Origin of the sequence: Pelagimonas sp. KU-00592-HH, from assembly GCF_040369695.1 — a bacterium.
Classification (GTDB): domain Bacteria; phylum Pseudomonadota; class Alphaproteobacteria; order Rhodobacterales; family Rhodobacteraceae; genus Shimia.
In genome coordinates this window covers 265,620-291,068 of the sequence record NZ_BAABWM010000004.1, presented here as the reverse complement: position 1 = coordinate 291,068, position 25,449 = coordinate 265,620, and the positions used below count along the sequence as shown (strand labels likewise).

General features: G+C 54.8%; 25 protein-coding genes. 4 read left to right on the top strand and 21 right to left on the bottom strand.

The genetic code is table 11. From position 1 onward, the window contains the following. Window positions 1-109 precede the first annotated feature (109 nt). From infB to pip, 9 genes are all read right to left on the bottom strand, one after another. Window positions 110-2,617, bottom strand: a complete 2,508-nt coding sequence (gene infB / locus ABWV42_RS16695; protein WP_353341168.1) for a translation initiation factor IF-2 — start codon at window positions 2,615-2,617, stop codon at window positions 110-112. After that, window positions 2,614-3,246: an RNA-binding protein gene (locus ABWV42_RS16690; protein ID WP_353341167.1), complete on the bottom strand. Its 633-nt coding sequence runs from the start codon at window positions 3,244-3,246 to the stop codon at window positions 2,614-2,616. The genes infB and ABWV42_RS16690 overlap by 4 nt, the downstream gene beginning before the upstream one ends. 23 nt (window positions 3,247-3,269) lie before the next feature. After that, window positions 3,270-4,883 (bottom strand): transcription termination factor NusA, encoded by a 1,614-nt coding sequence (gene nusA / locus ABWV42_RS16685; protein ID WP_255107153.1) that lies wholly within the window; start codon window positions 4,881-4,883, stop codon window positions 3,270-3,272. Between the two features lie 2 nt (window positions 4,884-4,885). Continuing rightward, entirely contained in the window at window positions 4,886-5,470 is a 585-nt protein-coding gene (rimP, locus tag ABWV42_RS16680; protein WP_353341166.1) for a ribosome maturation factor RimP, read from the bottom strand. A gap of 183 nt (window positions 5,471-5,653) precedes the next feature. Next, a complete protein-coding gene (locus tag ABWV42_RS16675) occupies window positions 5,654-7,198 on the bottom strand; it encodes an ABC transporter substrate-binding protein (protein ID WP_255107155.1) in 1,545 nt (514 codons plus the stop codon). Between the two features lie 72 nt (window positions 7,199-7,270). Further along, window positions 7,271-8,917 carry an ABC transporter ATP-binding protein gene (locus ABWV42_RS16670; protein WP_353341165.1) on the bottom strand — a complete coding sequence of 549 codons (1,647 nt, stop codon included), beginning with the start codon at window positions 8,915-8,917 and terminating at the stop codon, window positions 7,271-7,273. A 12-nt stretch (window positions 8,918-8,929) separates the two neighbouring features. Then, window positions 8,930-10,126: an ABC transporter permease gene (locus tag ABWV42_RS16665; protein WP_353341164.1), complete on the bottom strand. Its 1,197-nt coding sequence runs from the start codon at window positions 10,124-10,126 to the stop codon at window positions 8,930-8,932. Continuing rightward, window positions 10,126-11,124 carry an ABC transporter permease gene (locus ABWV42_RS16660; protein WP_255107157.1) on the bottom strand — a complete coding sequence of 333 codons (999 nt, stop codon included), beginning with the start codon at window positions 11,122-11,124 and terminating at the stop codon, window positions 10,126-10,128. Before ABWV42_RS16660 ends, ABWV42_RS16665 begins: the two co-directional genes overlap by 1 nt. A 181-nt stretch (window positions 11,125-11,305) precedes the next feature. After that, window positions 11,306-12,277 carry a prolyl aminopeptidase gene (pip, locus tag ABWV42_RS16655; RefSeq protein ID WP_353341163.1) on the bottom strand — a complete coding sequence of 324 codons (972 nt, stop codon included), beginning with the start codon at window positions 12,275-12,277 and terminating at the stop codon, window positions 11,306-11,308. Window positions 12,278-12,327: 50 nt separating this feature from the next. Between pip and ubiG the strand changes: the two genes are divergently transcribed. After that, window positions 12,328-13,074: a bifunctional 2-polyprenyl-6-hydroxyphenol methylase/3-demethylubiquinol 3-O-methyltransferase UbiG gene (gene ubiG, locus ABWV42_RS16650; protein ID WP_353341408.1), complete on the top strand. Its 747-nt coding sequence runs from the start codon at window positions 12,328-12,330 to the stop codon at window positions 13,072-13,074. Between the two features lie 6 nt (window positions 13,075-13,080). Here ubiG and ABWV42_RS16645 read toward each other — a convergent pair whose 3' ends face one another. Genes ABWV42_RS16645 through ABWV42_RS16630 form a run of 4 tightly spaced genes read right to left on the bottom strand, consistent with a single transcriptional unit; the run spans window position 13,081 to window position 15,385 of the window. Then, on the bottom strand, window positions 13,081-13,518 hold the full coding sequence (locus ABWV42_RS16645) for a MarR family winged helix-turn-helix transcriptional regulator (RefSeq protein WP_255107160.1): 438 nt from the start codon (window positions 13,516-13,518) through the stop codon (window positions 13,081-13,083). After that, a complete protein-coding gene (locus tag ABWV42_RS16640) occupies window positions 13,519-14,352 on the bottom strand; it encodes a carbon-nitrogen hydrolase family protein (protein WP_353341162.1) in 834 nt (277 codons plus the stop codon). It abuts the gene before it with no gap. 3 nt (window positions 14,353-14,355) lie between these two features. Then, window positions 14,356-14,616, bottom strand: a complete 261-nt coding sequence (gene grxC / locus ABWV42_RS16635; RefSeq protein ID WP_255107162.1) for a glutaredoxin 3 — start codon at window positions 14,614-14,616, stop codon at window positions 14,356-14,358. A gap of 34 nt (window positions 14,617-14,650) precedes the next feature. Continuing rightward, window positions 14,651-15,385 (bottom strand): double zinc ribbon domain-containing protein, encoded by a 735-nt coding sequence (locus tag ABWV42_RS16630; protein ID WP_353341161.1) that lies wholly within the window; start codon window positions 15,383-15,385, stop codon window positions 14,651-14,653. Between the two features lie 11 nt (window positions 15,386-15,396). Here ABWV42_RS16630 and ABWV42_RS16625 point away from each other — a divergent pair, with 11 nt between their 5' ends. Next, window positions 15,397-16,215, top strand: coding sequence for a methyltransferase domain-containing protein (locus tag ABWV42_RS16625; RefSeq protein WP_353341160.1), 819 nt, complete (start codon window positions 15,397-15,399; stop codon window positions 16,213-16,215). Window positions 16,216-16,270: 55 nt separating this feature from the next. Then, window positions 16,271-17,329: a ferrochelatase gene (hemH, locus tag ABWV42_RS16620; protein ID WP_353341159.1), complete on the top strand. Its 1,059-nt coding sequence runs from the start codon at window positions 16,271-16,273 to the stop codon at window positions 17,327-17,329. A 78-nt stretch (window positions 17,330-17,407) separates the two neighbouring features. On the opposite strand, the gene ABWV42_RS16615 is transcribed toward hemH, so the two are convergent. Further along, window positions 17,408-17,584, bottom strand: a complete 177-nt coding sequence (locus tag ABWV42_RS16615) for a hypothetical protein (RefSeq protein ID WP_255107166.1) — start codon at window positions 17,582-17,584, stop codon at window positions 17,408-17,410. 146 nt (window positions 17,585-17,730) lie between these two features. Further along, complete coding sequence (locus tag ABWV42_RS16610; RefSeq protein ID WP_353341158.1) at window positions 17,731-18,327, bottom strand: L,D-transpeptidase; 597 nt, start codon at window positions 18,325-18,327, stop codon at window positions 17,731-17,733. 169 nt (window positions 18,328-18,496) lie between these two features. Between ABWV42_RS16610 and dalA the strand changes: the two genes are divergently transcribed. Next, the gene (gene dalA / locus ABWV42_RS16605; RefSeq protein ID WP_353341157.1) at window positions 18,497-19,018 is read left to right on the top strand and encodes a divisome-associated lipoprotein DalA; all 522 of its coding nucleotides are present in this window, start codon (window positions 18,497-18,499) and stop codon (window positions 19,016-19,018) included. On the opposite strand, the gene ABWV42_RS16600 is transcribed toward dalA, so the two are convergent. The 6 genes from ABWV42_RS16600 to hslO form a co-directional block, all read right to left on the bottom strand. Further along, window positions 19,009-19,503 carry a L,D-transpeptidase family protein gene (locus ABWV42_RS16600; protein WP_255107169.1) on the bottom strand — a complete coding sequence of 165 codons (495 nt, stop codon included), beginning with the start codon at window positions 19,501-19,503 and terminating at the stop codon, window positions 19,009-19,011. The genes dalA and ABWV42_RS16600 overlap by 10 nt on opposite strands. An 84-nt stretch (window positions 19,504-19,587) precedes the next feature. After that, window positions 19,588-20,802: a class I SAM-dependent RNA methyltransferase gene (locus ABWV42_RS16595; protein WP_353341407.1), complete on the bottom strand. Its 1,215-nt coding sequence runs from the start codon at window positions 20,800-20,802 to the stop codon at window positions 19,588-19,590. A 1-nt stretch (window position 20,803) separates the two neighbouring features. Continuing rightward, entirely contained in the window at window positions 20,804-22,654 is a 1,851-nt protein-coding gene (locus ABWV42_RS16590; protein WP_353341156.1) for an ABC transporter ATP-binding protein, read from the bottom strand. Window positions 22,655-22,672: 18 nt separating this feature from the next. Then, complete coding sequence (locus ABWV42_RS16585; protein WP_353341155.1) at window positions 22,673-23,827, bottom strand: CCA tRNA nucleotidyltransferase; 1,155 nt, start codon at window positions 23,825-23,827, stop codon at window positions 22,673-22,675. Beyond that, entirely contained in the window at window positions 23,824-24,420 is a 597-nt protein-coding gene (locus ABWV42_RS16580; protein ID WP_353341154.1) for a CoA pyrophosphatase, read from the bottom strand. Before ABWV42_RS16580 ends, ABWV42_RS16585 begins: the two co-directional genes overlap by 4 nt. Next, window positions 24,413-25,405, bottom strand: coding sequence for an Hsp33 family molecular chaperone HslO (gene hslO, locus ABWV42_RS16575; protein ID WP_255107172.1), 993 nt, complete (start codon window positions 25,403-25,405; stop codon window positions 24,413-24,415). Before hslO ends, ABWV42_RS16580 begins: the two co-directional genes overlap by 8 nt. Window positions 25,406-25,449: the final 44 nt, after the last annotated feature.

Genomic DNA, 25,449 nt, shown 5'->3' with positions numbered 1-25,449 from the left:
CGTGTAGGGAATACGATCTATTCTGGAGTGCCTATCCAGGCGTCCAGCTGACGAAAAGTAGTCTCACGGAAAAAGAAGGGGAGCCTCAGGGCTCCCCTTTGTCATTCTATCAGTCGAGGGTTCTCGTGACTTCTTCGCGCTCGAAAATCTCGATCACATCGCCTGCGCGAATGTCATCGTAGTTTTCAAATGCCATACCACATTCCTGACCCGATTGAACTTCGGCCACTTCATCCTTGAAGCGCTTGAGGGTTTTCAGAGTGCCTTCGTGGATCACCACGTTGTCGCGTAGTAGGCGAACGCCAGCGGAACGACGCGCGACGCCCTCGGTGACCAGACAGCCCGCAACCTTGCCGACGTTGGATACCTTGAAGACATCCTTGATTTGAGCGTAGCCGATGAAGTTCTCTTTGATCTCGGCGCTCAGCAGGCCCGAAGCCGCAGCTTTGACGTCATCAACAAGATCGTAGATCACCGAATAATAACGGATCTCGACGCCCTTCTGGTTTGCCGAATTCCGTGCCGGGGTGTTCGCACGAACGTTGAAGCCCATGATCGGTGCACCGGAGGCTTCTGCAAGACCAACGTCGGTTTCGGTAATGGCACCGACACCGGAGTGGAGAACGCGCACGCGAACTTCGTCGTTGCCGATCTTCTCCATCGCCTGAACGATGGCTTCGGCTGAACCCTGTACGTCCGCTTTAACGAGAATCGGCAACTCCGCCACGTTCTCGTCTTCCTTGGCCTTCTGCATCAGCTGCTCAAGCGTAGTCGCAGCACCTGCTGCTGCGCGTTTGTCCTTGGCAGCCTGCTCACGGTACGCGGCAATTTCGCGCGCCTGGGCTTCGGTCTCAGTGACGTTCAGCACGTCGCCTGCTTCCGGGGTGCCGTTCAGACCGAGTACCTCAACAGGAACCGACGGACCAGCTTCCTGAACGCGATCGCCCTTGTCATTGATCAGTGCACGAACCTTACCGTACTGCTCGCCAACAACGAAGATATCACCCTGTTTGAGCGTACCTTTCTGGACGAGGACGGTAGCGACGGGACCGCGACCGACATCAAGCTGGGCTTCGATCACTGCACCCTGTGCTGCACGATCGGGGTTGGCCTTCAGCTCGAGAATCTCAGCTTGCAGCGCAATCGCCTCCAGAAGTTCATCGAGACCTTGACCGGTCACAGCCGAAACCTCGACGTCCTGCACTTCACCGGACATGGCTTCAACAATCACTTCGTGTTGCAGAAGTTCTGCGCGAACCTTGTTGGGGTCAGCTGCCGGTTTGTCGATCTTGTTGATCGCAACGATCATCGGCACTTCGGCTGCCTTAGCGTGGTTAATCGCTTCGATGGTTTGCGGCATCACCGAGTCGTCGGCGGCAACAACAAGAACAACGATGTCAGTCACCTGAGCACCGCGAGAACGCATCGAGGTAAACGCTGCGTGGCCGGGTGTATCGAGGAACGACAGGGTTACACCATCGTTGGTTTGAACCTGATAAGCGCCAATGTGCTGCGTGATACCGCCAGCTTCACCCGCCACAACCTTGGCATCGCGAATTGCATCAAGCAGCGAGGTTTTGCCGTGGTCAACGTGACCCATGATTGTGATGACGGGCGGACGCGGCTGAAGTTCTTCATCCTTGTCTTCCACGTCGGCAATGACGTCTTCCACATCAGCGTCGGATACGCGCACAACCTTGTGGCCAAACTCTTCAATGATGAGTTCCGCAGTATCGGCATCAATCGATTGGTTTTGGGTAACCATCATGCCCATTTTCATGAGCTCTTTGACGACGTCGGCAACACGCTCTGCCATACGGTTGGCCAGTTCGGAAACTACGATGGTCTCCGGCAATTGCACTTCGCGGATCACCTTTTCGCGCTCAACCGAACCGCCCATCGCCTTTTGACGAGCGCGCTCTTGTTTACGCTTCATTGCAGCGAGCGATTTTTGGCGACCGCCTTCACCCGACAGCGCCTGGTTCAGGGTCAGCTTGCCTGAACGACGGTTGTCGTCACGGCCTTTACCGCGTTGATTTCGCTGCTGTTGTTCACGTTCGCGATCTTGCTTGCGCGACGGCGATGCCGCCGGAGCAGGCTTGTTCGCGGCAGTGCGTGCGGTCGCTTCCTGCTTAGGCTGAGCCGCGGCAGCAGCAGCCTCGGCAGCAGCACGTTTTGCTGCTTCTTCGGCTTCACGCTTCTTGCGTTCTTCCTCTTCAGCCTTCTGGCGCGCGCGCTCTTCGGCTTCGCGCTGTTCACGCTCCTTGGCTTCGGCTTCAGCACGGCGGCGCTGGCGCTCTTCCTCGCGGGCTTTTTCTTCCGCCTCACGCTTTGCAGCCTCTTCGGCTTCGCGCGCTTTCGCGGCTTGCAGCGCTTTCAGACGACGCTCCATTTCAGCATCGGAAATCCCGGCAGGACGGCGCGAGGGATCGCCGCCAGCCTTGGCAGAGCCAAGACCCGACTTGGCAGCACCGGGTTTCGGAACCACAACGCGCTTGCGCTTGGTTTCCACCACGACGTTTTTGGTCCGCCCGTGGCTAAAGCTTTGCTTTACGTTGCCAGGACGCGATCCTGATCCACGCAGGCCCAGAGTCTTTTTACCGTCGTTATCGCTCATCTAGCTGTCTTACCCTTCTGTGCGGCCCCTGCCGCACCATTTTCACGAATGCCTTTTAACCGTTGGGCTTCCTCTACTACACGATGCGTGAGTCCGCCAGACGCAAGCGCACCATGTATCACAGTTTGTCGCCCAAAAGCCAAACCTAATTCATCGGCCGTTAGCCAGCCGATGTAGTGGCCACCGTAAGGCGTGCTGAGCTTGGATTTTCCCCGTCCTGATCCATCAGAAGCCTGGATCAAAACCTCGGCGTAATCCTTCGCAAGCCAGTCCTTGACCTTTTCATATCCGGTAACGGCCTCACCCGATTTGCGCGCCATGCTGATAAGATCAACAACACGGCGCGCCACTTGTTTCTCGACCTCGCTCACGAGGTCTTCGGGCACCGAAACCTTTTGTTTCGCGGCGCGAGAGAACAAACCCTTGCTTGCCGCCTTCTTCAACGCAGCACGATCTGCAGAGACCCACATCCCGCGCCCGGGCAGTTTACCCAGCACATCCGGCACGACTTGAGCATCGGGCCCGACAACAAAACGGATCAACCCGAATTTGGGTTGGGTTTCGCCAGTGGCGATGCACTTGCGTTCAGAACCGTCAGCGCGGTCTTTGGTGCGTCCACCACGTGTCATGTTTGTGCCACTGAGGCCCTGAATCAGGCCTCAGCCTCCTCTTCGGTTGCGTCTTCTTCTTCGGCTTCCGCTTCTAGTTCGGAGGGATCAACCCAACCCAGAACGATGCGTGCGGTCATGACCATGTCCTGCGCTTCTTCAAGTGACACACCAAAGGGCTCAAGAACACCGTCGTCCTTGACTCTCTCGCCATCGACGGAAGTCCAACCACCCGCGAGCTCCCAATCCGCGCAAGTTGCGAAATCTTCGAGCGTCAGAACGCCATCTTTCGCCAGTGCTTCGATCATCTGGGGTGTAAGGCCTTCGAATTCAACCAAGCTATCTTCGACACCCAATGCACGGGCGCTTTCCATCGCTGCCTTGTTCTGGGCTTCGATATAGTCACGTGCACGCGCTTGAAGCTCGTTTGCGGTGCCTTCATCGACACCGTCGATCACAAGAAGCTCGTCAAGTTCGACATAGGCGACTTCTTCGAGGTTGGTAAACCCTTCGGAAACCAGCAGTTGAGCAAAGAACTCATCAAGGTCCAGAGTTTCCACAAAGAGCTTGGTGCGTACTTCGAACTCTTTCTGACGGCGCTCGGATTCGTCCGACTCGGTCATGATGTCGATATCAAGACCGGTCAGCTGAGACGCGAGGCGTACGTTTTGACCGCGACGACCAATGGCAAGTGAAAGCTGCTCGTCAGGAACAACCACTTCGATTTTGCCAGCTTCATCGTCCAGAACAACCTTGGAGACTTCAGCAGGTTGCAGAGCGTTCACAAGGAAGGTTGGCTGATCTTCGTTCCACGGAATGATGTCGATCTTTTCGCCCTGAAGCTCGTTCACAACGGCCTGCACACGCGAACCTCGCATACCAACACAGGCGCCGACAGGATCAATCGAACCGTCATAAGAGATCACGGCGATCTTGGCGCGGGAACCGGGATCACGGGCGACGGCCTTGATCTCGATAATGCCGTCATAGATTTCCGGCACTTCCATCTTGAACAGTTCAGCCATGAATTCCGGCGCGGTGCGCGACAGGAAGATCTGCGGGCCACGGGTCTCGCGGCGCACATCCTTGATGAAGCAGCGCACACGGTCATTCGGGCGATAGCTTTCGCGGCCGATTTTCTCGTTGCGGCGCAGGATACCCTCGCCACGGCCCACATCCACGATGACATTGCCGTATTCTTCGCGCTTAACAACACCATTGATGATGGTGCCTGCGCGGTCCTTGAATTCGTCGTACTGGCGATCACGCTCGGCTTCGCGGACCTTTTGAAGAATGACCTGCTTTGCGGACTGCGCAGCAATGCGGCCCATTTCGACCGGCGGCACTTCTTCGATGAATTGATCGCCAACCTTGGGATCATCCAGATACTGCTTGGCCTGCTCAACAGTGAACTCAGCTTGGTAGTTTTCAAGCTCTTCTTCTTCGACCACGGTGCGAACACGGGTGAAGGTTGCCTTACCCGTCTTGCGATCGATGCTGACACGGATATCCATTTCCGCGCCATAACGCGACTTGGCTGCACGCGCGAGGGACTCTTCCATCGCTTCCACAACCAGGCCCGGGTCGATCATCTTCTCGCGAGCGACAGCCTCGGCGGTTTGCAGCAACTCAAGCTGGTTTGCAGAGGTAATTGCCATTGTCAGTCCTCCTCGGAACCGTTTTCGGTTTCAATCTCGTCAAATTGGTCTTCGTTCAGGGTGCCTGCCGCCTTGCGCTGCCGCAGCATCTCCTTGATCAGTTCGTCAGTCATGACCAGTTTGGCATCTGCCAACCAATCAAATTGCAGACCGACAGTTACCGTCTCGCCCTGTGACTCGAGGTTGATGAGCACCTCTTCACCTTCGACGCCAGCCAGAACGCCCTTAAAGCGTTTGCGGCCATCGATCAACTCGGCGGTTTCGATCTTCGCGTCGTAGCCCTCGAAGGTCTCGAAATCCTTGAGGCGGGTAAGGGGCCGGTCGATACCGGGGCTGCCGACTTCGAGCACATACGAATCCGAAAGCGGGTCTTCGACATCCAGAACCGCACTCACTGCATTCGAGATATCGGCACACTCGTCGACCTCGATGCCTCCAGTGGGGCGCTCGGCCATGATCTGCAGAGTATGTGTGCTGCCACCTTGAAGACGCAGGCGTACGAGCTCGAACCCCATGTCTTCAATGACAGGAGATATGATCTCGGCCAGTTTGCGATCTATCGCAGTTTTGGCAATCAGGTCACTCATCGTAGCTTTCCAAACACAAAAAAACGGGCCAGCGGCCCGTCGAACTTTCCGATGGAGCGTTGGGAGTACATCCCCCAGCGCACCGCTGTTGAAAAGGCATATACGCGCGATGCAGCGAGTCTGCAAGGTCTATGTGAAAACGCCCCGCAAATGCGGGGCGTTTCCTAAGATTTTTGGGCGGAATTAAGCGAACCACCAACGCTCGATGAGACGCGAGCTATCCATCTGGAACACGTTACCAATCGTTCCCGAGTTGGTCAGCTTGGTGCTGTGCGCATCCACATAGTTCGCGTACATCGGAATTACGGTCCCGCCTTCCGACGACATCAACGCCTGCATCTCGTGATACATCATGCGGCGCTTGCCGCTGTCCAGTTCGGCGCGCGCAGTCAGGAGCAGTTCCTGGAAGCGTGCGTTTTCCCAACCCGAGTCATTCCACGGAACACCAGTTTCGTAGGCGGTCGAGAACATCCAATCCTCGGTTGCACGACCCGACCAGTAGCAAGCACACCACGGTTTCTTGAGCCAGACGTTCGACCAGTAGCCGTCAGCCGGTTCCTGAACCACGTTGATATCAATACCGGAAGCCTTGGCGGAAGCCTGATACAGTTGCGCTGCGTCCACTGCGCCCGGGAAGGCCGCATCCGAAGCCGAGAGATCAACTTTCAGGCCATCGAGGCCGGCCTTTTTGAGGTGGTGCTTGGCTTTATCCGGATCATAGTCGTTCAGCGGAAGATCCGACGCGAAGTACTGGTTCGCAGGACCAATCGGAATATCGTTCGCAACGGCACCGTGACCCAGAAGGATCTTGTCGACCATTTCCTGACGGTTGATTGAGTGCTTCAGAGCTTTGCGCACGTCCACATTGTTGAAGGGCTCCAGTGCGGTCAGCATCGGGAAGGTAAAGTGCTGGTTGCCGGTCACCTCGAAGATGTTGATCATCGGGTTGGCCTTCATGAGCGGCTCGGTCTTGAAGTCAACGCGGTTCACCGCGTCTACCTGACCGGTCATCAGAGCATTCATGCGCGCCGAAGAATCGTTGATCGCAATCAGTTCAACCGAGTCGAACCAACCTTCTTTGCCATCCTTGTAGTGGCCGTCAACACGGCTCAGCAGGGTACGAACGCCGGGGTTGAAGCTCTCAACCTTGTAGAGGCCGGTGCCGATGCCATTTGCAATGGCTTCGTCCACCTGACCGGCCGGATACATACAGATGTGATAATCGGAAAGAAGGAACGGGAAGTCCGCATTACCCGCTTTCAGAGTCATCTGAACCTGATGGTCTCCCATCTTCTTCATTTCGGTAATAGCCGAAACGATTGGTTTCGCCGCCGATTTCGCGCCCTCGGCCACGTGCATGTTCAGTGATTCGATCACGTCGTCAGCGCCAAACGCCTTGCCGTTGTGGAAAGTCACACCCTTGCGCAGATTGAACGTCCAGGTTTTGGCGTCGGGGGTAGCTTCCCAGCTCTCAGCCAATTCGCCGGCCAGTTCGCCACTTGCGGCAACCTGAGTCAGGGTATCAAAAACTGCGCCATGACAGGCCATGATCATATAGCTGTCCGAGTGTGTACGGCTATCCCAGCTATCCGAAGTGTTGGCGCCAGCAAGACCAAGACGCAGGGTACCACCACGCTTGGGCATTGCAGAAACCGGCATACCGGTTGCCGCAAGAACGCCAGCGGCTGCACCGGTCTTAAGCAGGCCACGTCTGCTGATATTCGTCATTAGATTACTCCCATGTTGGTTGTTCGGCTTTTTCACCGATTAGTAAGCCGCCCGTTCACCGGGCGATTCGAATTACATCTTATCAACGGCGGCGTCGCCGATGTTATCAACTCCACGTTCATTGAGCAGATTGGTGAGCCAATCCGGATCCATTTCCGGAACCGAGCTGAGCAGAAGATCGGTGTAGGGATGGTGCGGAGGTGTGAACATGTCGTTTTTGAGACCCTGCTCAACAACGCGCCCGTCTTTCATCACGACAACCTCGTCGGCAATTGATTTCACTGTAGCGAGATCGTGTGTGATGAACATGTAGGACAAGTTAAGCTCATCTTGCAGCTTGGCAAGTAGCTTGAGGATACCTTCGGCGACCAATTGGTCGAGCGCGGATGTTACCTCGTCGCAAATGATGAACTTAGGCTCGGCAGCAAGAGCGCGGGCGATACCGATACGCTGTTTCTGTCCCCCCGACAGCTCGGACGGCAGACGATTATAGTACTGCGACGGTTCAAGCTCGATTTCTTCCAGGAGATATTCTACGCGCTTGCGTTTTTCCGCACCCGTCAGTCCCATGTAAAACTGAACGGGTCGTCCAATTAGCTCGCCGATCGTTTTGCGTGGGTTCAGAGCCGTATCTGCCATCTGATAGATCATCTGCGCCTGACGCAGCTGCATTTTGCTCCGCTTGCGGTAGTCGAGCGGAAGTGCCTCGCCGTCAAATTCCACATGACCCTGCTTGGGCGGCAGCAAGCCAGTGATACAACGCGCCGTGGTCGATTTGCCCGAACCGGACTCACCAACCACTGCAACTGTCCGACCTTCATGAATGTCGAAGCTGACATCGTGCAGCACCGGAATTTTGCCATAAGCAGCAGTCACGTTCTGCACGGAAATCACCGGGGTTGCCGAAGTGTGCACAGCAGGTTTTTGCGGGCGCTTGAAGCTTCGAACTGCCCAGAGAGATTTCGTGTAATCCTCTTGAGGGTCAGAGAGCATCTTGCGGGTTTCCGCCTCTTCGACCTCATCGCCCTTGAGGAGCACTTTGATCTTGTCAGCCATCTGCGCCACGACCGCAAGATCGTGCGTGATATAGATCGCGGCCGTATCGAATTCCTCGACGATCTCGCGGATCGACGCGAGAACCTCAATCTGGGTCGTTACGTCCAACGCTGTTGTTGGCTCATCAAAGATGATCAGGTCCGGACGGCATGCCATTGCCATTGCAGTCATCGCGCGCTGAAGTTGTCCGCCTGACACCTGGTGCGGATAGCGAAAGCCAATTTCCTCCGGGTTTGGCAGTCGCAACTTACGGTAAAGCTCTACACCATCAGCTTCACTTTCAGCCTTGCCCAGCACTTTGTGCTGAACTGGAGCTTCGGTGTGCTGGTCGATCAAACGGTGAGCCGGGTTGAAACTTGCAGCCGCGGACTGGGCAACATAAGCGATGCGTTTTCCTAGGAGATCGCGCTTTATTGCAGCCGAAGCATTGACCAAGTCGATCCCGTCAAATTCAACGGTTCCATCTGAAATCCGGCATCCATCTCGAGTAAACCCCATCGAAGCGAGACCAACTGTAGATTTACCAGCGCCGGATTCGCCAATGAGACCCAGCACTTCGCCTTTTTTCAAATCAAGATCGACGCCATTTACGATCTGGTTCCAGGTTTCATCACTGCGGCCTTCAATTTTGAGACCGCGAACTTTGAGCAATTGTTCAGACATTCTCAGCCTCCCTTATTCTTTCAGACCCGAAGATTTGTGCAGCATCCAGTCGACTACGAAGTTCACGGCAACTGTCAGCAGGGCGATGGCACCTGCCGCCAGAAGCGGAGCACTTGCCACCTGCGGCGCGAACGCAGCGAAGTTGATAAACTGCGCGAGATCGCGAACCATCGTCCCCCAATCCGCAAGGGGTGGCTGGATCCCCACACCCAGGAACGAAAGCGATGCGATGGTCAGGAACACAAAGCAGAAGCGCAATCCGAATTCGGCCAGAAGCGGCGCTGTCGCATTGGGGAGGATTTCGCGGAAAATCAGATACCCCAACCCCTCACCCCGCAGCTTTGCAGCCTCGATATAGTCCATCACCACGATGTTCAGACCAACCGCGCGGGCCAATCGGAAAACGCGCGTCGAGTCGATGACCGCGATGATGAGAACCATGTAGAAAGTCAGCAGGCCTTTCTCTGATCCCGCCCAGGCAGCCGCAATCGTCATCAGCAAAAGCGCAAAGATGAGAGACGGAATTGCCATAAGAACATCGACAGCCCTAGAAACGATCTGATCAAGCCAACCACCAAGAGTTGCCGCCAAGAAACCAAGAGTGCCACCGATGAAAAAGGCGAGGACAGTGGTTGCAAATGCGATACCAACCGTATTTTGCGCACCGTAGATCAAACGAGACAGGATATCTCGACCGATCTGGTCCGTTCCCAACGGGTAATCTGGATTGCCACCCATTGCGGGATTGCCGCCGGGCACAATGTTGGCTGCACCCAGAATTTCTTCCTGACCGTAAGGTGCAAGAATGCCGGCAAAGATAGCCACAAATGCGTAGATCAGGATGGTCAGGACCCCAAAGCTCGCCGTCAGAGGCATAGAGCGAAAGAGCTTTCTAGTTGCATTCGTTCCAACGGAACGTCCCAGAATCCGGAAGATCCACGCAGCGATGGCAAAGATCACCAAGCCTTCTACCGCTTTCCCGAGGAAGAAGTACTTGTTGGCGACTGTAGCGTCACTCGAGTGCGAGAGCACATAGGACCAAACCAGCCAAACAAGAACCACGGCCCCAAATACAAAGCCAAAGGCGACTCCATAAGACATATCGCGGAAGTAGGGCTTGTTGCCAGTTATCTTCTGGCCAAGAAAGCGGAATGCCCATCCCACAGCCGCCATTCCAACGGCCCAGAGAAGCAAATTCAGAATTGTCATCATTTCGGGTGCCTCAGACGCGGGTTGGACAGGATCGATAGAATGTCAGCCGTCAAATTCAGCAGGATGTATGCCGCTGCAAAAATCAGACAGCACGCCTGTACTACTGGGATGTCACGGATTTTCACGCTGTCCACGAACAGCTGGCCAATGCCTGGATAGACAAACACAACCTCGACAACGACGACGCCCGTGATCAAGTAGGCAAGGTTCAATGCAATCACGTTGATAATCGGAGCAAGCGCATTAGGAAGCGCGTGCTTGACGATCACTCGCATCGGAGAAAGCCCTTTGAGGCGTGCCATTTCGATATAAGGCGAGGCCAAAAGGTTGATAATCGCAGCACGGGTCATTCGCATCATGTGGGCGGTAACAACCAATGTCAGGGTCAAAGCGGGAAGCAGCGTTTTTTCAAACCGCTCTCCAAAGCTCATTCCGTCATAGATGTTGGACAACGACGGAAGCATTGGATTCAAAACCGCAAGGAACAGGATCAGAATGTACGCCAGAAAGAACTCGGGCGACGAGATGGAACTGAGAGTGAGAATGTTCGTTGCGCGATCGAAAATCGAGTTTCGATAGAGGGCGGCCAAAACACCGAGAGTGATCGAGATCGGAACGGCGATCAGTGCGGTGACGCCAGCGAGGAACATGGTGTTCTCAAACCGCGGGCCGATCTGCGCTGCAACCGAGGCCATTCCAGAGCCAGCATCGGATCCTACGAATGACGCGAAGTTCGCTTGGGCAAAGCTATTTCCAAGGTCTCCTTGGACAGCGCCGCCCAGCCAGCTCAGATACCTGGAAACAGGATGCTGATCCAACCCAAGATCCTTGCGGATTGCATTTACGGCTTCTTCTGTTGCGCCCTGTCCTAGGATTGCTTGCGCAAAATCCCCGGGCAGCAAGTTCACCGCGGTGAAAATGACGACTGAAACGACGAACAGCGTCAAAACCCCCAGCGCAAGACGCTGGGCTATGATTTTCAATATCGAGGCCACTTGTCCTCACCTGTTGGCTTTTTTGTGATTAGCTTCAGGTTAACGGGCGACAGAAACCTGTAAACCCTCTAAATCTTAAATGCCCATAAGAATTTCGTTTTCGTGTGTTTTTATGTTGGGTTTCCCCCATTTTTCGTTTTTTTGGGGGTAGAGCCAAAGAAAATCTGGACCTATCAATCGCTCAAATTCGTGCCAATTGGTTCATAACACGGACCAATTCCGCACTGATGCCCGGCTCCGAAAGCGCATGCCCAGCGTTGTGAACCATCCTGAGTTGTGCGTTTTTCCACCGAGACGTTAGCTCGTAAGCGGACTGAGGTGGACAAATCATGTCATAGCGCCCCTGCACGACAAAACCGGGGATATGAGCGATCTTGTCCAAATTTCCAAGAATTTGGCTATCTTCGTCGAGAAAACCCATGTTCTGAAAATAGTGGTTCTCCAGCCGAGAAAATGCCCGTGCATACTCGGCGGGAGGCTCGCCCACTGCACCTACCGAATTCATGGAAGCGAGTGCGTTTTCCCACTTGGCCCAGGCCTGCGCGTAGCGGACTTCGGTCGATCGATCCCCGCTGAACAACCGCGTGTGATAGGCTGCAATCAAGTCACCGCGCTCAGTTTCCGGAATGAGGTTTACGAACTTTTCCCAATGCTCCGGCCAGAAATGACCTGCACCGCCACCATAGAACCAATCTAGTTCCGGGCGCGTCATCAAGAAAACCCCACGGAGAACCAAACAGGCCACCCTGTCAGGATGAGTTTGTCCGTAGATGAGAGCAAGCGTCGCCCCCCAACTACCGCCGAACACAATCCACGACTCGATATCGAGAGCCTCGCGAATGGCCTCCATATCGCCGACAAGGTGCCATGTCGTGTTGTTTTCAACAGACGCATGAGGTCTGGATTTCCCACATCCCCGCTGATCGAAGAGGACTATTCGATAAACTTTCGGGTCAAAATACCGCCGCATCGCCGGGCTCGAACCACCACCCGGACCGCCATGCACAACAACGACCGGCAAACCATCTGGCCGACCGGACTGTTCGACATAAATTGTATGACCATCACCCCTGTCGAACATCCTCTGGTCAAAGGGTTCAACAGGAGGGTAAAGGTAGCTGACCGCGCGCTTTTGGCCCGAGTTTTTATCCATGTCCGACCTATATAAAGTGAGGCGGCCCAAATGAGCATATGGAGATCAGAATGCAAGGCTCACAATCAACTGTCGACCCCTCAGAAGTCGCAAAGTTTGAAGCCATGGCGGCTGAGTGGTGGGATCCAAACGGAAAATTCAAACCTCTCCATATGCTGAATCCCTGCCGGTTGGACTATATCACCCGCCAGGTTGCCGCGGAATTCGACCGCGATCTTTCGCAACCAGAACCCTTCAAGGGGCTCCGTCTGCTGGATATCGGTTGCGGTGGCGGCCTGCTGAGCGAGCCTATGGCGCGTCTCGGCGCGACTGTGGTTGGAGCGGACGCTGCGGGTGGCAATATTCCCGTGGCCAAAGTCCATGCAGAACAGTCCGGCCTGGACATCGACTACAGACACACCACAGCCGAAGCCCTTGCGGAAGCGGGTGAGCAATTCGATGTGGTTCTCAATATGGAAGTGGTCGAACATGTGGCCGATCCGCTTTCCTACCTCACAGCCTGCAAAACGCTTCTGAAATCCAGTGGCCTGCATCTGTGCTCGACGATCAATCGCAACCCCAAGAGCTTTGCTGTCGCAATTGTCGGAGCGGAATACGTGATGCGCTGGCTGCCCAAAGGTACACACGAGTGGCACAAGTTCATCACGCCGGACGAGCTTTTCGATCTGTTGGAGAAATCCGGCGTCAAACCGGTGGATCGCAAGGGGTTTGTGTTCAACCCTATCAGCTGGCAATGGTCGATTTCTGATCGCGACCTCAGCGTGAACTACGTCACGGCAAGTGTGCGGGCTGACTGATCAGAATTAGGTCTGATCAAGCTTGACCCGCAATTCGCGAAGGATAGGCAAGGCCGCACGCACGCGATCTTCGCCAAGATCTTCCACGATTTCGGTAATCATCGGAGCGATTCCCGACAGCGCCTCATCTCGGGCTTGTCGACCAGCCGGGCTTATCCCCACGATCTTGCGGCGAGCATCATCCCAATCAGGGCGCACGTGAATGTAGCCTGCCACCTCAAGCTTGTTGAGCGTGTTCGTCATTGCGCCGCGCGTGACATGAAAGGTTTTTGCCAACTGTGCCGGGCTGCGCTCAGCCCCTGCTGGTGCCAGATGGTTGAGAACAGAAAAATGGGAAAGCTCCATTCCTTTTGGAAGAACTTTGGACAGGCGCGCGCGTGCCAACTGATCTGCCATCAGGATTTCACCGAACAATGAAATCGCCAACGAATTGTTATCGCTCATTCAGGGGCCTTCGAAATCTCTGTCGTGGGTCAATGACGGGACCTTTCGTCGTGCTTTTGCCACCATAGATAGGTCCAGATCAACACAAGACACGCCGGTTTTCGTTCCGGCGTCCAACAGAACCTCGCCCCATGGCGCAATTACCATCGAATGCCCATGTGTTTGCCGCTGTTTTCCACGCGATGCAGAATGAAGGCCGGTTTGCGCGGGAGCCAACACGAAGCACCCTGTTTCAATTGCCCGCGCCCGGAGAAGTGTTTCCCAATGCGCTTTTCCGGTCAGATGGGAAAAAGCAGCCGGAACAGTCAAAATTTCCGCGCCTTCCTTTGCAAGCCGCCTATGCAAGTCAGGGAAGCGCACGTCATAACAAATCGTCATCCCGACTTTGCCGAACGCAGTTCCCGCCACGACCGCTTTGGATCCCGGGCGATAGCCGTCCGACTCGCGATAGGTTTCCTCAGTTGAAACCTGCACATCAAACATGTGGATCTTGTCGTATCTGGCGAGAATCTCGCCATCAGGGCCAATTAGGAAAGATCGGTTGGCGAACCTGCCGTCCTTGTCATCGGTTTTCAGCGCGAGTGATCCGATAAGTAGCCAAATCCCAAGCTCACGTGCCTCAGCCCGCAAGCCGGCCAGCGTTTCGTCATCCGTTTCAAGTGACAGAACACCGGCCTGGTGCGCGCGGCTTGAGGAAACACAGTTGGTCACTTCAGGCGTAAGCACAAATTCGGCGCCCTGCACTGCTGCGTCCTGCATCATGTCGCGGACTGTCTGAAGGTTTTCGACAGGGTCATCCGAACTTGTCATTTGCAGAAGTGCAACGCGCGTCATGGATCAAGCGGCCAAAAGAGGATCAAGTTTACCCGCACGTTCCAGCGCATAGAGATCGTCGCAGCCGCCGACATGAGTTTCACCAACAAAAATCTGAGGGACCGTACGCCCACCATTGGCACGATCAATCATCTCGGCCTTGCGCGAAGGCTCGCGGAAAACGTCAATCTCAGTGAACTCGACACCCTTTTGGTTAAGCAAGCGTTTAGCCGCGTGACAGAAACCGCATAGTGGGCTGGTGTAGATCTCGATGGGTTTAGACATGGTTTCCTCAGTCGATATGTCGTTCGAGAGGAATTTAGGCATCCTTGGCAACGCGCGCCAGTGTAATGACGTTCACGTCCTTGGCACCGTGTTCAATGAGCACATCAGCCGCAGCTGTCAAAGTCGCACCAGTCGTCATCACATCGTCGACCAATAGTATTTTCGCGTCCGCCACGAGTTCTTCGTGTTTCGGATTCACTGTGATGGCACCTTGCATGCGGGCAAACCTCTCATCCATTGAAAGGCCCTTCATTGTTCCCCCAACCAGTGGGCGCTCCAACAGATCAAGACACGATTGAAGCGAAAGCTCGTTCGCAAGGGCTTGGGTCAGCAGGGCGGCTTGGTTGAACTTCCGCAAAAAGAAGCGTCTTCGGTGCAGTGGGATAGGAACAAGAAGTGTGTCCTTTTTTACAAGAGGCTTGGCCGCCAGGGCCATCCATCGGGCGGCAGGATATGCGACGTCATGTCGATCGCCATGCTTGAGAGCCAAAACAAGTTTGCGTGCGTTGTCTCGGTACAAAAGAGCTGCTCGCCCCTTTTTCCATGGCCGTTCAATTTTCAGGCAGTCATCACAAACTTCGGTACCTGTTTCGGCCTCGCCTGGAAGAGGCACTCCACATTTGTCGCACACCAATCCTCCAATGAATAACATGTCGTGCCAACACGCTCCGCACAGACCGAAATCCGTTGCAACCAACGCGCCACAATTCACGCAACGCGGAGGAAAAAGCAGTTGGATGAGCGTTTGAAACTTTTCCTGCATCAACATATGTTCCGCCCATGCAAACCACGCCTGAAATAGTCGACCGCAAGTCGCTTAGCCTGCACCGATCTCGCGCAGATCGCGACAAGGGGATGTTTCTTCAGAAGCTTGCTTTCGATGATGTTCAGGATCGTCTGTCTTTGGTTAACAGAGACTTTACAAATGTCGCGGTTGTGTCGCCCTTCCCCGAAGTTTGGGCAGCGATTTTTCCTGATGCGCGTGTCGTTCTTGATACCGATCTTCTTGATCTGGAGCCAAAGTCGTTTGACCTTGTGATCCATGCTCTTTGCCTTCACTGGGCAAACGACCCCGTTGGCCAGATCATTCAATGTCACCGCGCCCTTAAAAGCGACGGGTTGTTCATGTGCGTCACCTTCGGAGGACAAACCCTCACCGAACTACGTGCCGCTCTCGGACAGGCCGAAAGCGAAGAAAGAAACGGGCTTTCCCCGCGCGTCGTCCCCATGGGGGAAATTCGGGATCTCGGAGCTTTGCTTCAAAGGGCCGGCCTTGCGCTTCCAGTAGCCGATTCCGTGCCCATGAAGGTGACCTACAAAACCCCCTGGCATCTGATGAAAGACTTGCGTGCGATGGGGGAAACCAATGCGCTTTCGGGGCGCCTACGTCATCCAACAGGAAAATCGGTGTTTCTCAAGGCTGCCAGCTTGTACGAATCCGAGTTTGGGGAAGATGGTAGAATACCGGCGACTTTTGAACTGGTGTTCCTGACAGGCTGGGCACCTGATGAAAGCCAACCCAAACCGCTTCGTCCGGGATCGGCTTCGGCCCGTCTTGCCGAGGCACTTGGCGCAGTAGAAACGCCACTCAAAGATTGACACAAGCAGGCCAAGCACTAGGTCAGCGATGACGTTGAAGAAAAAGGGACATTTCATGTCGGACACCACCGCAACCCGCCCAGAACACAGTCAGCCGGATCATCCAAAGGTGGCACGCGGTAAGGTTGGTGTTTTGCTTGCAAACTTGGGCACGCCGGATTCCTACACCTACTGGCCAATGCGCAGATATTTGAACCAATTTCTCTCGGATAAACGTGTCATCGATTACCCCGCATGGAAATGGCAACCGATCCTGAAGGCAATCATCCTGACGAAGCGCCCCTTTTCGAGCGGCGAGGCCTATAAGTCGATCTGGAATCATGAGCTTGACGAAAGCCCGCTGATGACCATTACGAAGGATCAGACCGCAAAAGTCGCCACTTCAATGCACGAGAGTTTCGGCGAGAATGTCATGGTCGATTTCTGCATGCGCTATGGAAACCCATCTACCGAATCGAAAGTGCGGGAGATGGTTGCCGCGGGATGTGAAAAGATACTCTTTTTCCCACTGTATCCGCAGTACGCTGGCGCCACTACGGCCACTGCCAATGACGAATTTTTCCGCGCCTTGATGAAAGAGAAATGGCAACCGGCGGTCAGGACGGTACCAGCATATTTCGACAATCCAGGATACATTGATGCCTTGGCGCAATCGGTTGAAGCGGCCTATGCCGAAATCGAGCAAAAACCCGAGCTTCTAGTGGTATCCTATCACGGAATGCCCATCCGCTACTTGATGGAGGGCGATCCCTATCATTGCCAGTGCCAAAAGAACACGCGGCTATTGCAAGAGCGCTTGGGTTGGGAAAAGACAGATCTCAAGACTACGTTCCAGTCTCAGTTTGGACCGGAAGAATGGTTACAGCCTTATACGGTGGAAGAGGTGGCACGCCTTGCCAAGGAAGACGGCGTCAAGCGCATCGCAGTTATTGCTCCAGCGTTCTCGTCCGACTGCATCGAGACGCTTGAAGAGATCAACGAAGAAATCAAAGAGAGCTTCGAAGAGGCTGGCGGTGAGGAGTTCACCTATATCCCCTGCCTCAACGATCAGGATGCGCACATCGCCGCCCTTTCGGACATCATCAAGGACAATCTGAAAGGTTGGATTGGCTAAAGCCGGCTCAGCCCCTCCAGAATGCGAAAAAGGCGGAGCCATCGGCTCCGCCTTTTTCTTTAGTAGTGTATCGTAAAATTACGATGCAGCTGCAGCAACCAGAGCGATCAGGAGCAGCGGAACCCAGATAGCAGCGCTCGACGAGCTTGCTTCGGCTTCAACTACAGTCGGCTCAACAACCGGATCAGCCATCGAACCAGCGAATGCGGTCGAAGCAGCGGCGGTCAGAGCAGCAGCGAGAACGAGTTTTTTCATGTTATCCTCCAGATAAAAGCTTGCCGCCATAGTGTGAGGGCGACGACAAGCACCCAAGACTTACCTCGTATCTTTGTCTAAACCGCAATTCAGATCAATTGCAAACCCAAGATACGGATTCTCAAGGCCCAACGGCCAAAATGTCGTCAAATAAGCAACACTTGCGTGCCAACTTTGGCCAAACCGAACAACTCCGAAATATGCTCGTTATAGAGCCCGATGCAGCCATTGGACGAACGCCGGCCAATCTTGCGTGTATCGTGTGTTCCGTGAATACGGTAATACGTCCAGCTTAGGTAAAGAGCGTGTGTGCCAAGCGGATTGTCAGGCCCCGGCGGAACATGATCGGGCCATTCAGGATTGCGTTTACGCATCGCAGGAGTCGGCCGCCAGCTTGGACCTTCCACCTTGCGCACCACCTTGGTGCGTCCCCGGCGTGTCAAATCCTCGGTCAACGGGACAGATGATGGGTAAAGCTTGTACGTTTCACCATCTTCAGACCAATAGTGCAGTGCGCGTGATGTAACATCCACCAAGATGGCACCATTTCTCAGATTGGAGAAATAAGGCGTCCAATCCAGTGCTCGAAAGCTTGAGATGTTGCGTACGACAACCTCGCTGAGATCACGCTCAACTTCGGTCGTGGAGGACTCGGTCTGTGCGAGCGCGGGTGCACCTATAAAGGCCGCACCAGCCGCAAGGAACGAGCGCCGTCCAAATCCTTTTTGGCTATTTTCTTTCATAGTTGCTCTCCAAACCCCTTTGGATTTCTGTTCCACAAAAGAATATTGCGTGAAAGCCGCAGTCGCAAATCAAACACCTGTCATTTGGCGAAGTCACGCTGATGTGGGTTTTCAAGGCAACGGACCCTAAGGTAGAGGTGAGTCCAAAGGAAAAATGATGGGACGAGCAATGACGCGACTAATTGCGCTTTTCACCGCCGCAGTAATTGTGCTTGCAGGCTGTGACACGACAACCGGCGGATCTGGCAGCACGCGACAGTATAAGATCTCGTCCAACAGCACAGCCAAAATTCAGTATCGCGTTCTCGACTCCATCAATGCGCTGCGTCAGGCTTCAGGTGCCCCTGCTCTCGAATTGAATGCACAGCTAAACGCAGCGGCGGCAACGCACTCTCGTGACATGTCCATCCAGAACCGCCCTTGGCACTTTGGCTCTGACGGCTCTTCGCCTCTGCAGCGCGTGCAACGCGTTGGCTACACTGGTCGTTTTCTTGGCGAAAACATCTCTGAAACCTATGAGACCGACATGCAAACCATCGAAGCATGGCTTGCCGATGAAGGAACACGTACGATTCTGCTTAACCCAGAAGCACGCCACTTGGGCTTTGCCTGGTATCAGGAATCAAACGGCAAAATCTGGTGGACACTCGTGACGGGCAGCCCGGTCGATACTCCGCAGGTTCACGGATAGATCGAAATCGGTGTCCCGTTTCGAACCATCGCGTAGATATCTTCCATTTCGCTGTTGGTAACGGCGATACAGCCGGCCGTCCAATCAGGTCCGCCTTTCCGGTTCTTCCAGGGGCGGCCATGGATGAAAATGTCACCGCCGGGATCTTTTCCCTGTGAAGATGCGTAAGCTCTGTCCGCCGCATTTGGATAGGAAATACCCAGGGACAAATGAAAGGCGCTGTTTGGATTGCGACGGTCGATAATATAGTCGCCTTCGGGCGTACGCCCGTCACCTAGAATCGTCTTGTCACCTTCGGGTGCAAATCCCAGTCCGATGTCATAGGTTTCCAAAACATCGTCTTGATGCATCAGATACATTTTGCGGCTGTCTTTGTAGACGAGAATCCGCGTAACTTCTGGCCCATTGTAAGTCTTGAACTTCGACGCACACCCGGCAAGGCCAACAAGACTCAAGATCAATAGGGCAACTGCGAACCTGCGCATGGAAACGATCCTTTTGGGTGCTGTCTTACAGTGTTGCTGGTTTCGAGTACAGAAAAGGCTGGCGTTCCACGATATCGTGATGCCTCATCGAGAGAAGCAAGCAGCAAGTTCAATGTGTGTCGACCACCGAAACTGATCAACCACCTGAATCCAATCTAGTTCATAACCCGCGTCGACCAATGCCTTGGCATCTCGGGCAAATGTGACCGGGTTGCAGGACACGAAAGCGATGACGGGAATATTGGATACCGCCAGTTGTTTGACCTGAGCAGCGGCACCCGCCCGAGGTGGGTCGACAACGGCAAGGTCATAGTCAAGATCTTCAGCCATCACCGGATTCCTGAAGAGATCACGTGTTTCCGTCGTCACTTTCTTTAAACCGTGCGACTTGCGCCAACCCTGATCCAGCGCCTCCATCATCGGGCGCGCACCTTCGACCGCGTGCATCTCATGTCTCAAGGCCAAGGGCAGCGTGAAGGTGCCGCAGCCAGCAAACAAATCGATGCCCTTGCGCCCAGCGCCTTCAATCGCGCTTTCGACCGCGGCCAAAAGCGCCTTTTCACCTTCATCCGTAGCCTGGAGAAATGCTCCTGCCGGAGGAATGACTTGAGCCTGGCCGAAACTCTGACTGGCTGAATGTCTCGCGGCAACAACCTCACCATCCCAGCTCAATCGCGCCAGCTTATGGCGTTCTGTTTCCTGGGCGAGCAGGTTTTGCAGCGGACCATCAAGGGGTTTGCCGCCAGTTACGGCGACGTCCAGCCCATTGGCGGAAACGGCAACCGTCACACTCATCTCGCCCTTGCGACTCCCGCCAAAAATGGCCAGCTCCTTCACCGCTGCAATGCCGTCGCGAAGTTGCGGCAACAGCAACTGACACTCTGGAATTTCGGTTATCACATCGCTGCTACGGGCATGAAACCCAACGGTTGCGCCCTTTTTCGTACGGCGAGCCGAGAAAACTGCCCTGCGTCGGGACATGGGGGAAGACGTTTGGATTGGATAAAACTCTGCTTCCAGTCCCTGAGCTGCAAGAGCCTGCCTCACCACATCGGTTTTCCAATCGGCAACAAAAGAGTCGCTTGCATGTTGCAGTTGGCACCCTCCGCAGCTGCGAAAATGGCGGCAGGGCGCTTTTACCCGATCAGAAGAGGGCTCAACGACTTTGACGTTTTCCAGACGGCTTCCAACGAGTTCCCCGGAAACGATCTCGCCGGGAAGTGTCAGCGGCGCGTATACAGGACCCTCAGCAATACCATCGCCGTGATGGCCCAGACGTTCGATCTTGTACTCTGTCATTTCATCCGTTTTCGTCTTCTTCACCTTCGATGCTGATAAACCCGCCTGACTGCCGCTCCCAGAAACGTGCATAAAGGCCATTGTTCTTCAGCAACTCGTCGTGTGGGCCTTCTTCAACGATTTGTCCATCGTCCAGCACAAGAATTCTGTCCATTTTGGCGATGGTCGAAAGGCGATGCGCAATCGCAATTACGGTTTTGCCTTCCATCATGCCGTAGAGCGTTTCCTGAATGGCGGCTTCAATTTCGGAATCCAGAGCGCTTGTCGCTTCGTCCAGGATCAGGATTGGTGCGTCTTTCAGGATCACGCGGGCCAATGAAATGCGCTGCCGCTGGCCGCCGGAGAGTTTAACACCACGCTCACCAACCTTGGCGTCATACCCGCCCTGCCCGCCGGGATCACGCAGGTCCATGATAAAATCATGCGCCTCCGCCTTTTGCGCCGCCTCGATCATCTCGCTTTCTGTCGCATCAGGTCGACCATAGAGAATGTTCTCCCGAACCGAGCGATGCAAAAGCGCACTGTCTTGCTGCACCATGCCAATCTGATCTCGCAAAGAGTTTTGCGAAACGCGCCCGATGTCTTGTCCATCGATAAGAACTCGGCCCTCTTCCGCATCGTAAAACCGTAGGAGCAACTTGACCAAAGTGGATTTTCCGGCTCCGGATCGCCCAATCAATCCAACTTTTTCTCCCGGTTGGACCCTCAAAGAAACCGAATTCAAACCTCCCGCGCCACGGCCATAGTGATGGGACAGGTTCTCGATTTCGATCTGGCCGTCTTCGACCTTGAGATCAGGGGCACCCGGCACATCAACAAGCGAGATCGGCTGTGCGATGGTTTCCATACCTTCTGCCACAACACCCAATTGGCGGAAGAAACTGGTCAACGCCCACATGATCCAACCCGTCATCGCGTTCAACCGAAGCGTCAGAGCAGTCGCGGCGGCAACGATACCAACACTGGCCGTACCCTGAGACCACAGCCATATCGCCCATCCAACAACGGCAACAATCAGAACCCCGTTCAGAAGCACGAGAACCACATCCATGACGGTGTAGATACGCATCTCGGCCTGGAACGTTTCGCGGGCGTATTCGATCGACTCCTTGGCATAGTCCATCTCGCGCTCATCATGTGAGAACAGCTTGACCGAATGGATATTCGTGTAGGCGTCGACAACGCGGCCTGTAACCTGCGATCTTGCATCGGACGCGCGCTGAGACGCAGGCCCAACCCTTTGGATCGTCCAACGCACAAGAAGCCCGTAAAGGAAAACCCACCCAAGCATTGGCAGAACGAGTCTGGGATCGCTGTCGGCCAATAGAATTGCCGCGCCCACAAAGTAGGCCATCGAGAATGTAATGGCGTCGAACACCTGAAAGACCGCTTCGCCAGCTGCAGGCGGTGTCTGCATGATCCGGTTCGCAATGCGCCCCGCAAAATCACCTTCGAACCAGCCGACCGACTGGCGCAGAACATGTTTATGCGCACGGTACCGGATTAACGTGCCAAAGTTCGGCATGACCGCATTGTTGAGAAGCAGAACATCAATTGCCTGAAGCAATGGGCGAAACAGAAGGATCGCCAGGCCAACAACAACAAGTTCGAAGCCGTGAACACTCCAGAACTGCGCCGGATCACCGGACAGCAAATCGACAATACGACCCATATATCCGATCAGGATGATCTCGACCGCGGCAACAATGATCGACATGAGCGTTGCAAGCGCAAAGAGCTTTTTGAAAGGCTGAGAGTATTCCCAGAGAAACGGGAACAGCTTGCGAGGAGGCGTATCACTGTCCTCATAGGCACAGTACGGATCAACGAGGTTCTCGAAAAACCTGAACATGAAACACTCTCTCGATAGTTAAATTTCGAGAAGCGCCTCACGATCCAGTTGAAAGTTGGACTCGATCCAGCGGCGCTCCAACTCCTTGAGCTTTTGCCCCAAGGTGGGGCCAGAATACGCTGGCATCAAGTCTTTCGGCTTGATCGGAAACACAGCGGCCACACCCTGTTGGATTTCTGCAAGCAATGACTTCTCCAGGGGCATCTCCAACATGGCGCATCGCAGAACCATAACAGAAGCCGCGAAAGACGCGCCAAATCGGTATCCGAGCTCGGCGAGTGAGCGCGCACTTCCGGTTTCTTCCCGCAATTCCTCAACAAGGCGCAATTGTTTTTTGGAAAGGCGCAAGGCGTCGCCAAGGTTTTCGCCTACGGTTGCGGCAAGCCGGCGCATTGGGTCGGGTTCAAGCCCGAGCAACCCCTCGAAATGCACCAATGGCGCGACTGCCTTTGCTTCGGCGCCCTCAATGACCCTGATCAGCACGCCGCTTGCATTCATTGCGGCCAAGGCCGGTGCAGGATCCCTCGCGCTCAATAGTTTGACAAATTCTGCGCCGACTCGTTCTTTTGACAGGCTATCAATCCCGTCAACATTCGCAGCAATCGCTGCGAGGGCTTCGGCGTCCATGCCCTCTTCGGGATTGCCGTACCAAGCGTGGAACCGAAAGAACCGCAGAATTCGTAGATAATCTTCGCGAATGCGCTGATCGGCATCATCAATGAATCGCAGCTTTCGGGCGTCTAGGTCTTTCAATCCCCCCAGGGGATCAAGGACGATCCCGCTGGCATCCGCGTAAAGCGCATTCATGGTGAAATCACGGCGGTGCGCATCGTCTTCTACATGTTTGGAAAACGCGACAACCGCCCGACGACCGTCAGTCTCAACATCTTTGCGGAAGGTGGTAATTTCATGGGGAACATGGCCGGAAACAACCGTGATCGTACCATGTTCAATCCCGGTTGGAATCGCGTTTAGCCCAGCGCCAGCGGCAAGTTCCATAACGATCTTGGGCAAAGCGTCGGTCGAAATATCGATGTCGTTGACCTCTGCGCCAATCAACGCGTTGCGCACGCAGCCGCCCACAAACAGTGCTTGGTACCCGGCGTTGGTGAGCATCTTGCACACGGCTTGCGTATGCTCGTTCTCCAGCCAGGAACCAGATACCCGGATCACGCTTCCATCCTTTCGGCAAGACCGCGCAGAATGCGCGCCGTCGCCCCCCAGATGTAATAGGGACCAAAGGGAACCGTAAAGTAATGACGCCTCTGTCCGCGCCATCGCCGCGATTGGATCGAATACCGACCGGATTGAACAAGGTGGGACAGAGGAACCGAAAACACCTCATCCACTTCGCCCGGTTCTGGAGTGACAACAAACCGGGAAGTTACGTGCGCGACAACGGGAGTGACGGAAAATCCTGTGACTGTCTCGTGGCAAGGCAGTGTTCCGAGAACCTCCACGATATCAGAAGGCAATCCGATTTCTTCGCGGGCTTCCCGAAGGGCAGCGGCCGTGACGTCCACATCTCCCTCATCCTTTTTGCCGCCAGGAAAGGCGATTTGACCTGGATGGTGTTTGAGATGCGATGCGCGCTTGGTAAGGATCACGCGCAGCTCGCCTTGCTGCATTTCTATGGGAACAAGCACACCAGCAGGCCGCAGTTTACGCCCCGCCGGCAAGACAACATCTGGATTGAGATCGAAATCCGAAGACTCGCCGCTTTCACGAGCAAGGGCCCGTTTCAGTGGAATTAGCGGGTCACTCACCCTTGGTCTCTTCCGCCTGGAATCCAACCGTCTTCGGATCAAGCTCGTAGTGCGCCCCACAGAACTGGCAATCCGCAGTTACCAGACCATCATCGGTGGTCATCTTTTCGATGTCCTTTGCCGAATATATAGAAAGGCTTTGGCGAACGCGTTCCTCGGAGCACGTACATCCAAACTTAACAGACTGCGTATCGTAGACGCGTGGCTGTTCTTCGTGGAAAAGGCGAATCAGCAGGTCCGTCGGGGAAACGGAGGGGCCGATCATCTCCAGATCTTCAACGCTATCGAGCAGAATGTTAGCGCGATTCCAGTTCTCTCCGTCATCCTCGTTTAGGATGTCAGACGCAGCAAGGAGGCCTCCCTCGGCGCTACCACCTTCTCCGGTCACATGAGGAGATGCCTTTGGCATGTGTTGGAGCATGATACCGCCCGCGCGCCAATGTTCTGGCACACCCGGCTCAATCGACTTGCCAAACCGTAGGGCAAAACGAGTCGCCAGCTGTTCGGATTGCGCAAAATATGTCTCGGCACAGGCCTTCAATGACCCACCGGCCAATGGCGCAATCCCCTGGTAGGGTGTCATACCATTGCCCTGATCCATGAGAATGGCAAAATACCCGGCGCCGATCTGTTCAAAGGGATCGCCATCCGTCAGGCGGCTCTCATCATAACTCGCGTAAGCACGAATGCGCGCGGGTTCGCCTTCTTCTTGTGGCCCATAGTAATCCGTTGCGATCATCCGCACGGCGCCTTTGGACTGAACTTGCAAAGAAAGCTTCCAACGTAGCTTAATCGACTGACCAATAAGCGCGGTCAAAAGTGCCATCTCGGCAACCAGTGCTTCCACGGCGGGGGGATAGTTGTGTTGCTTCAACACACCATCCAACACGCCATCAAGACGTGCAACGCGACCGCGAATATCCGATTTGTCGAGCTGGAACGGCAGAACTGTGTCGTCCCAGGCGATTTTGTTTCCAAGAGTCATGGGGTTTCCCTAGTGGCCTTCATTTGCCATACCGCGACTATATA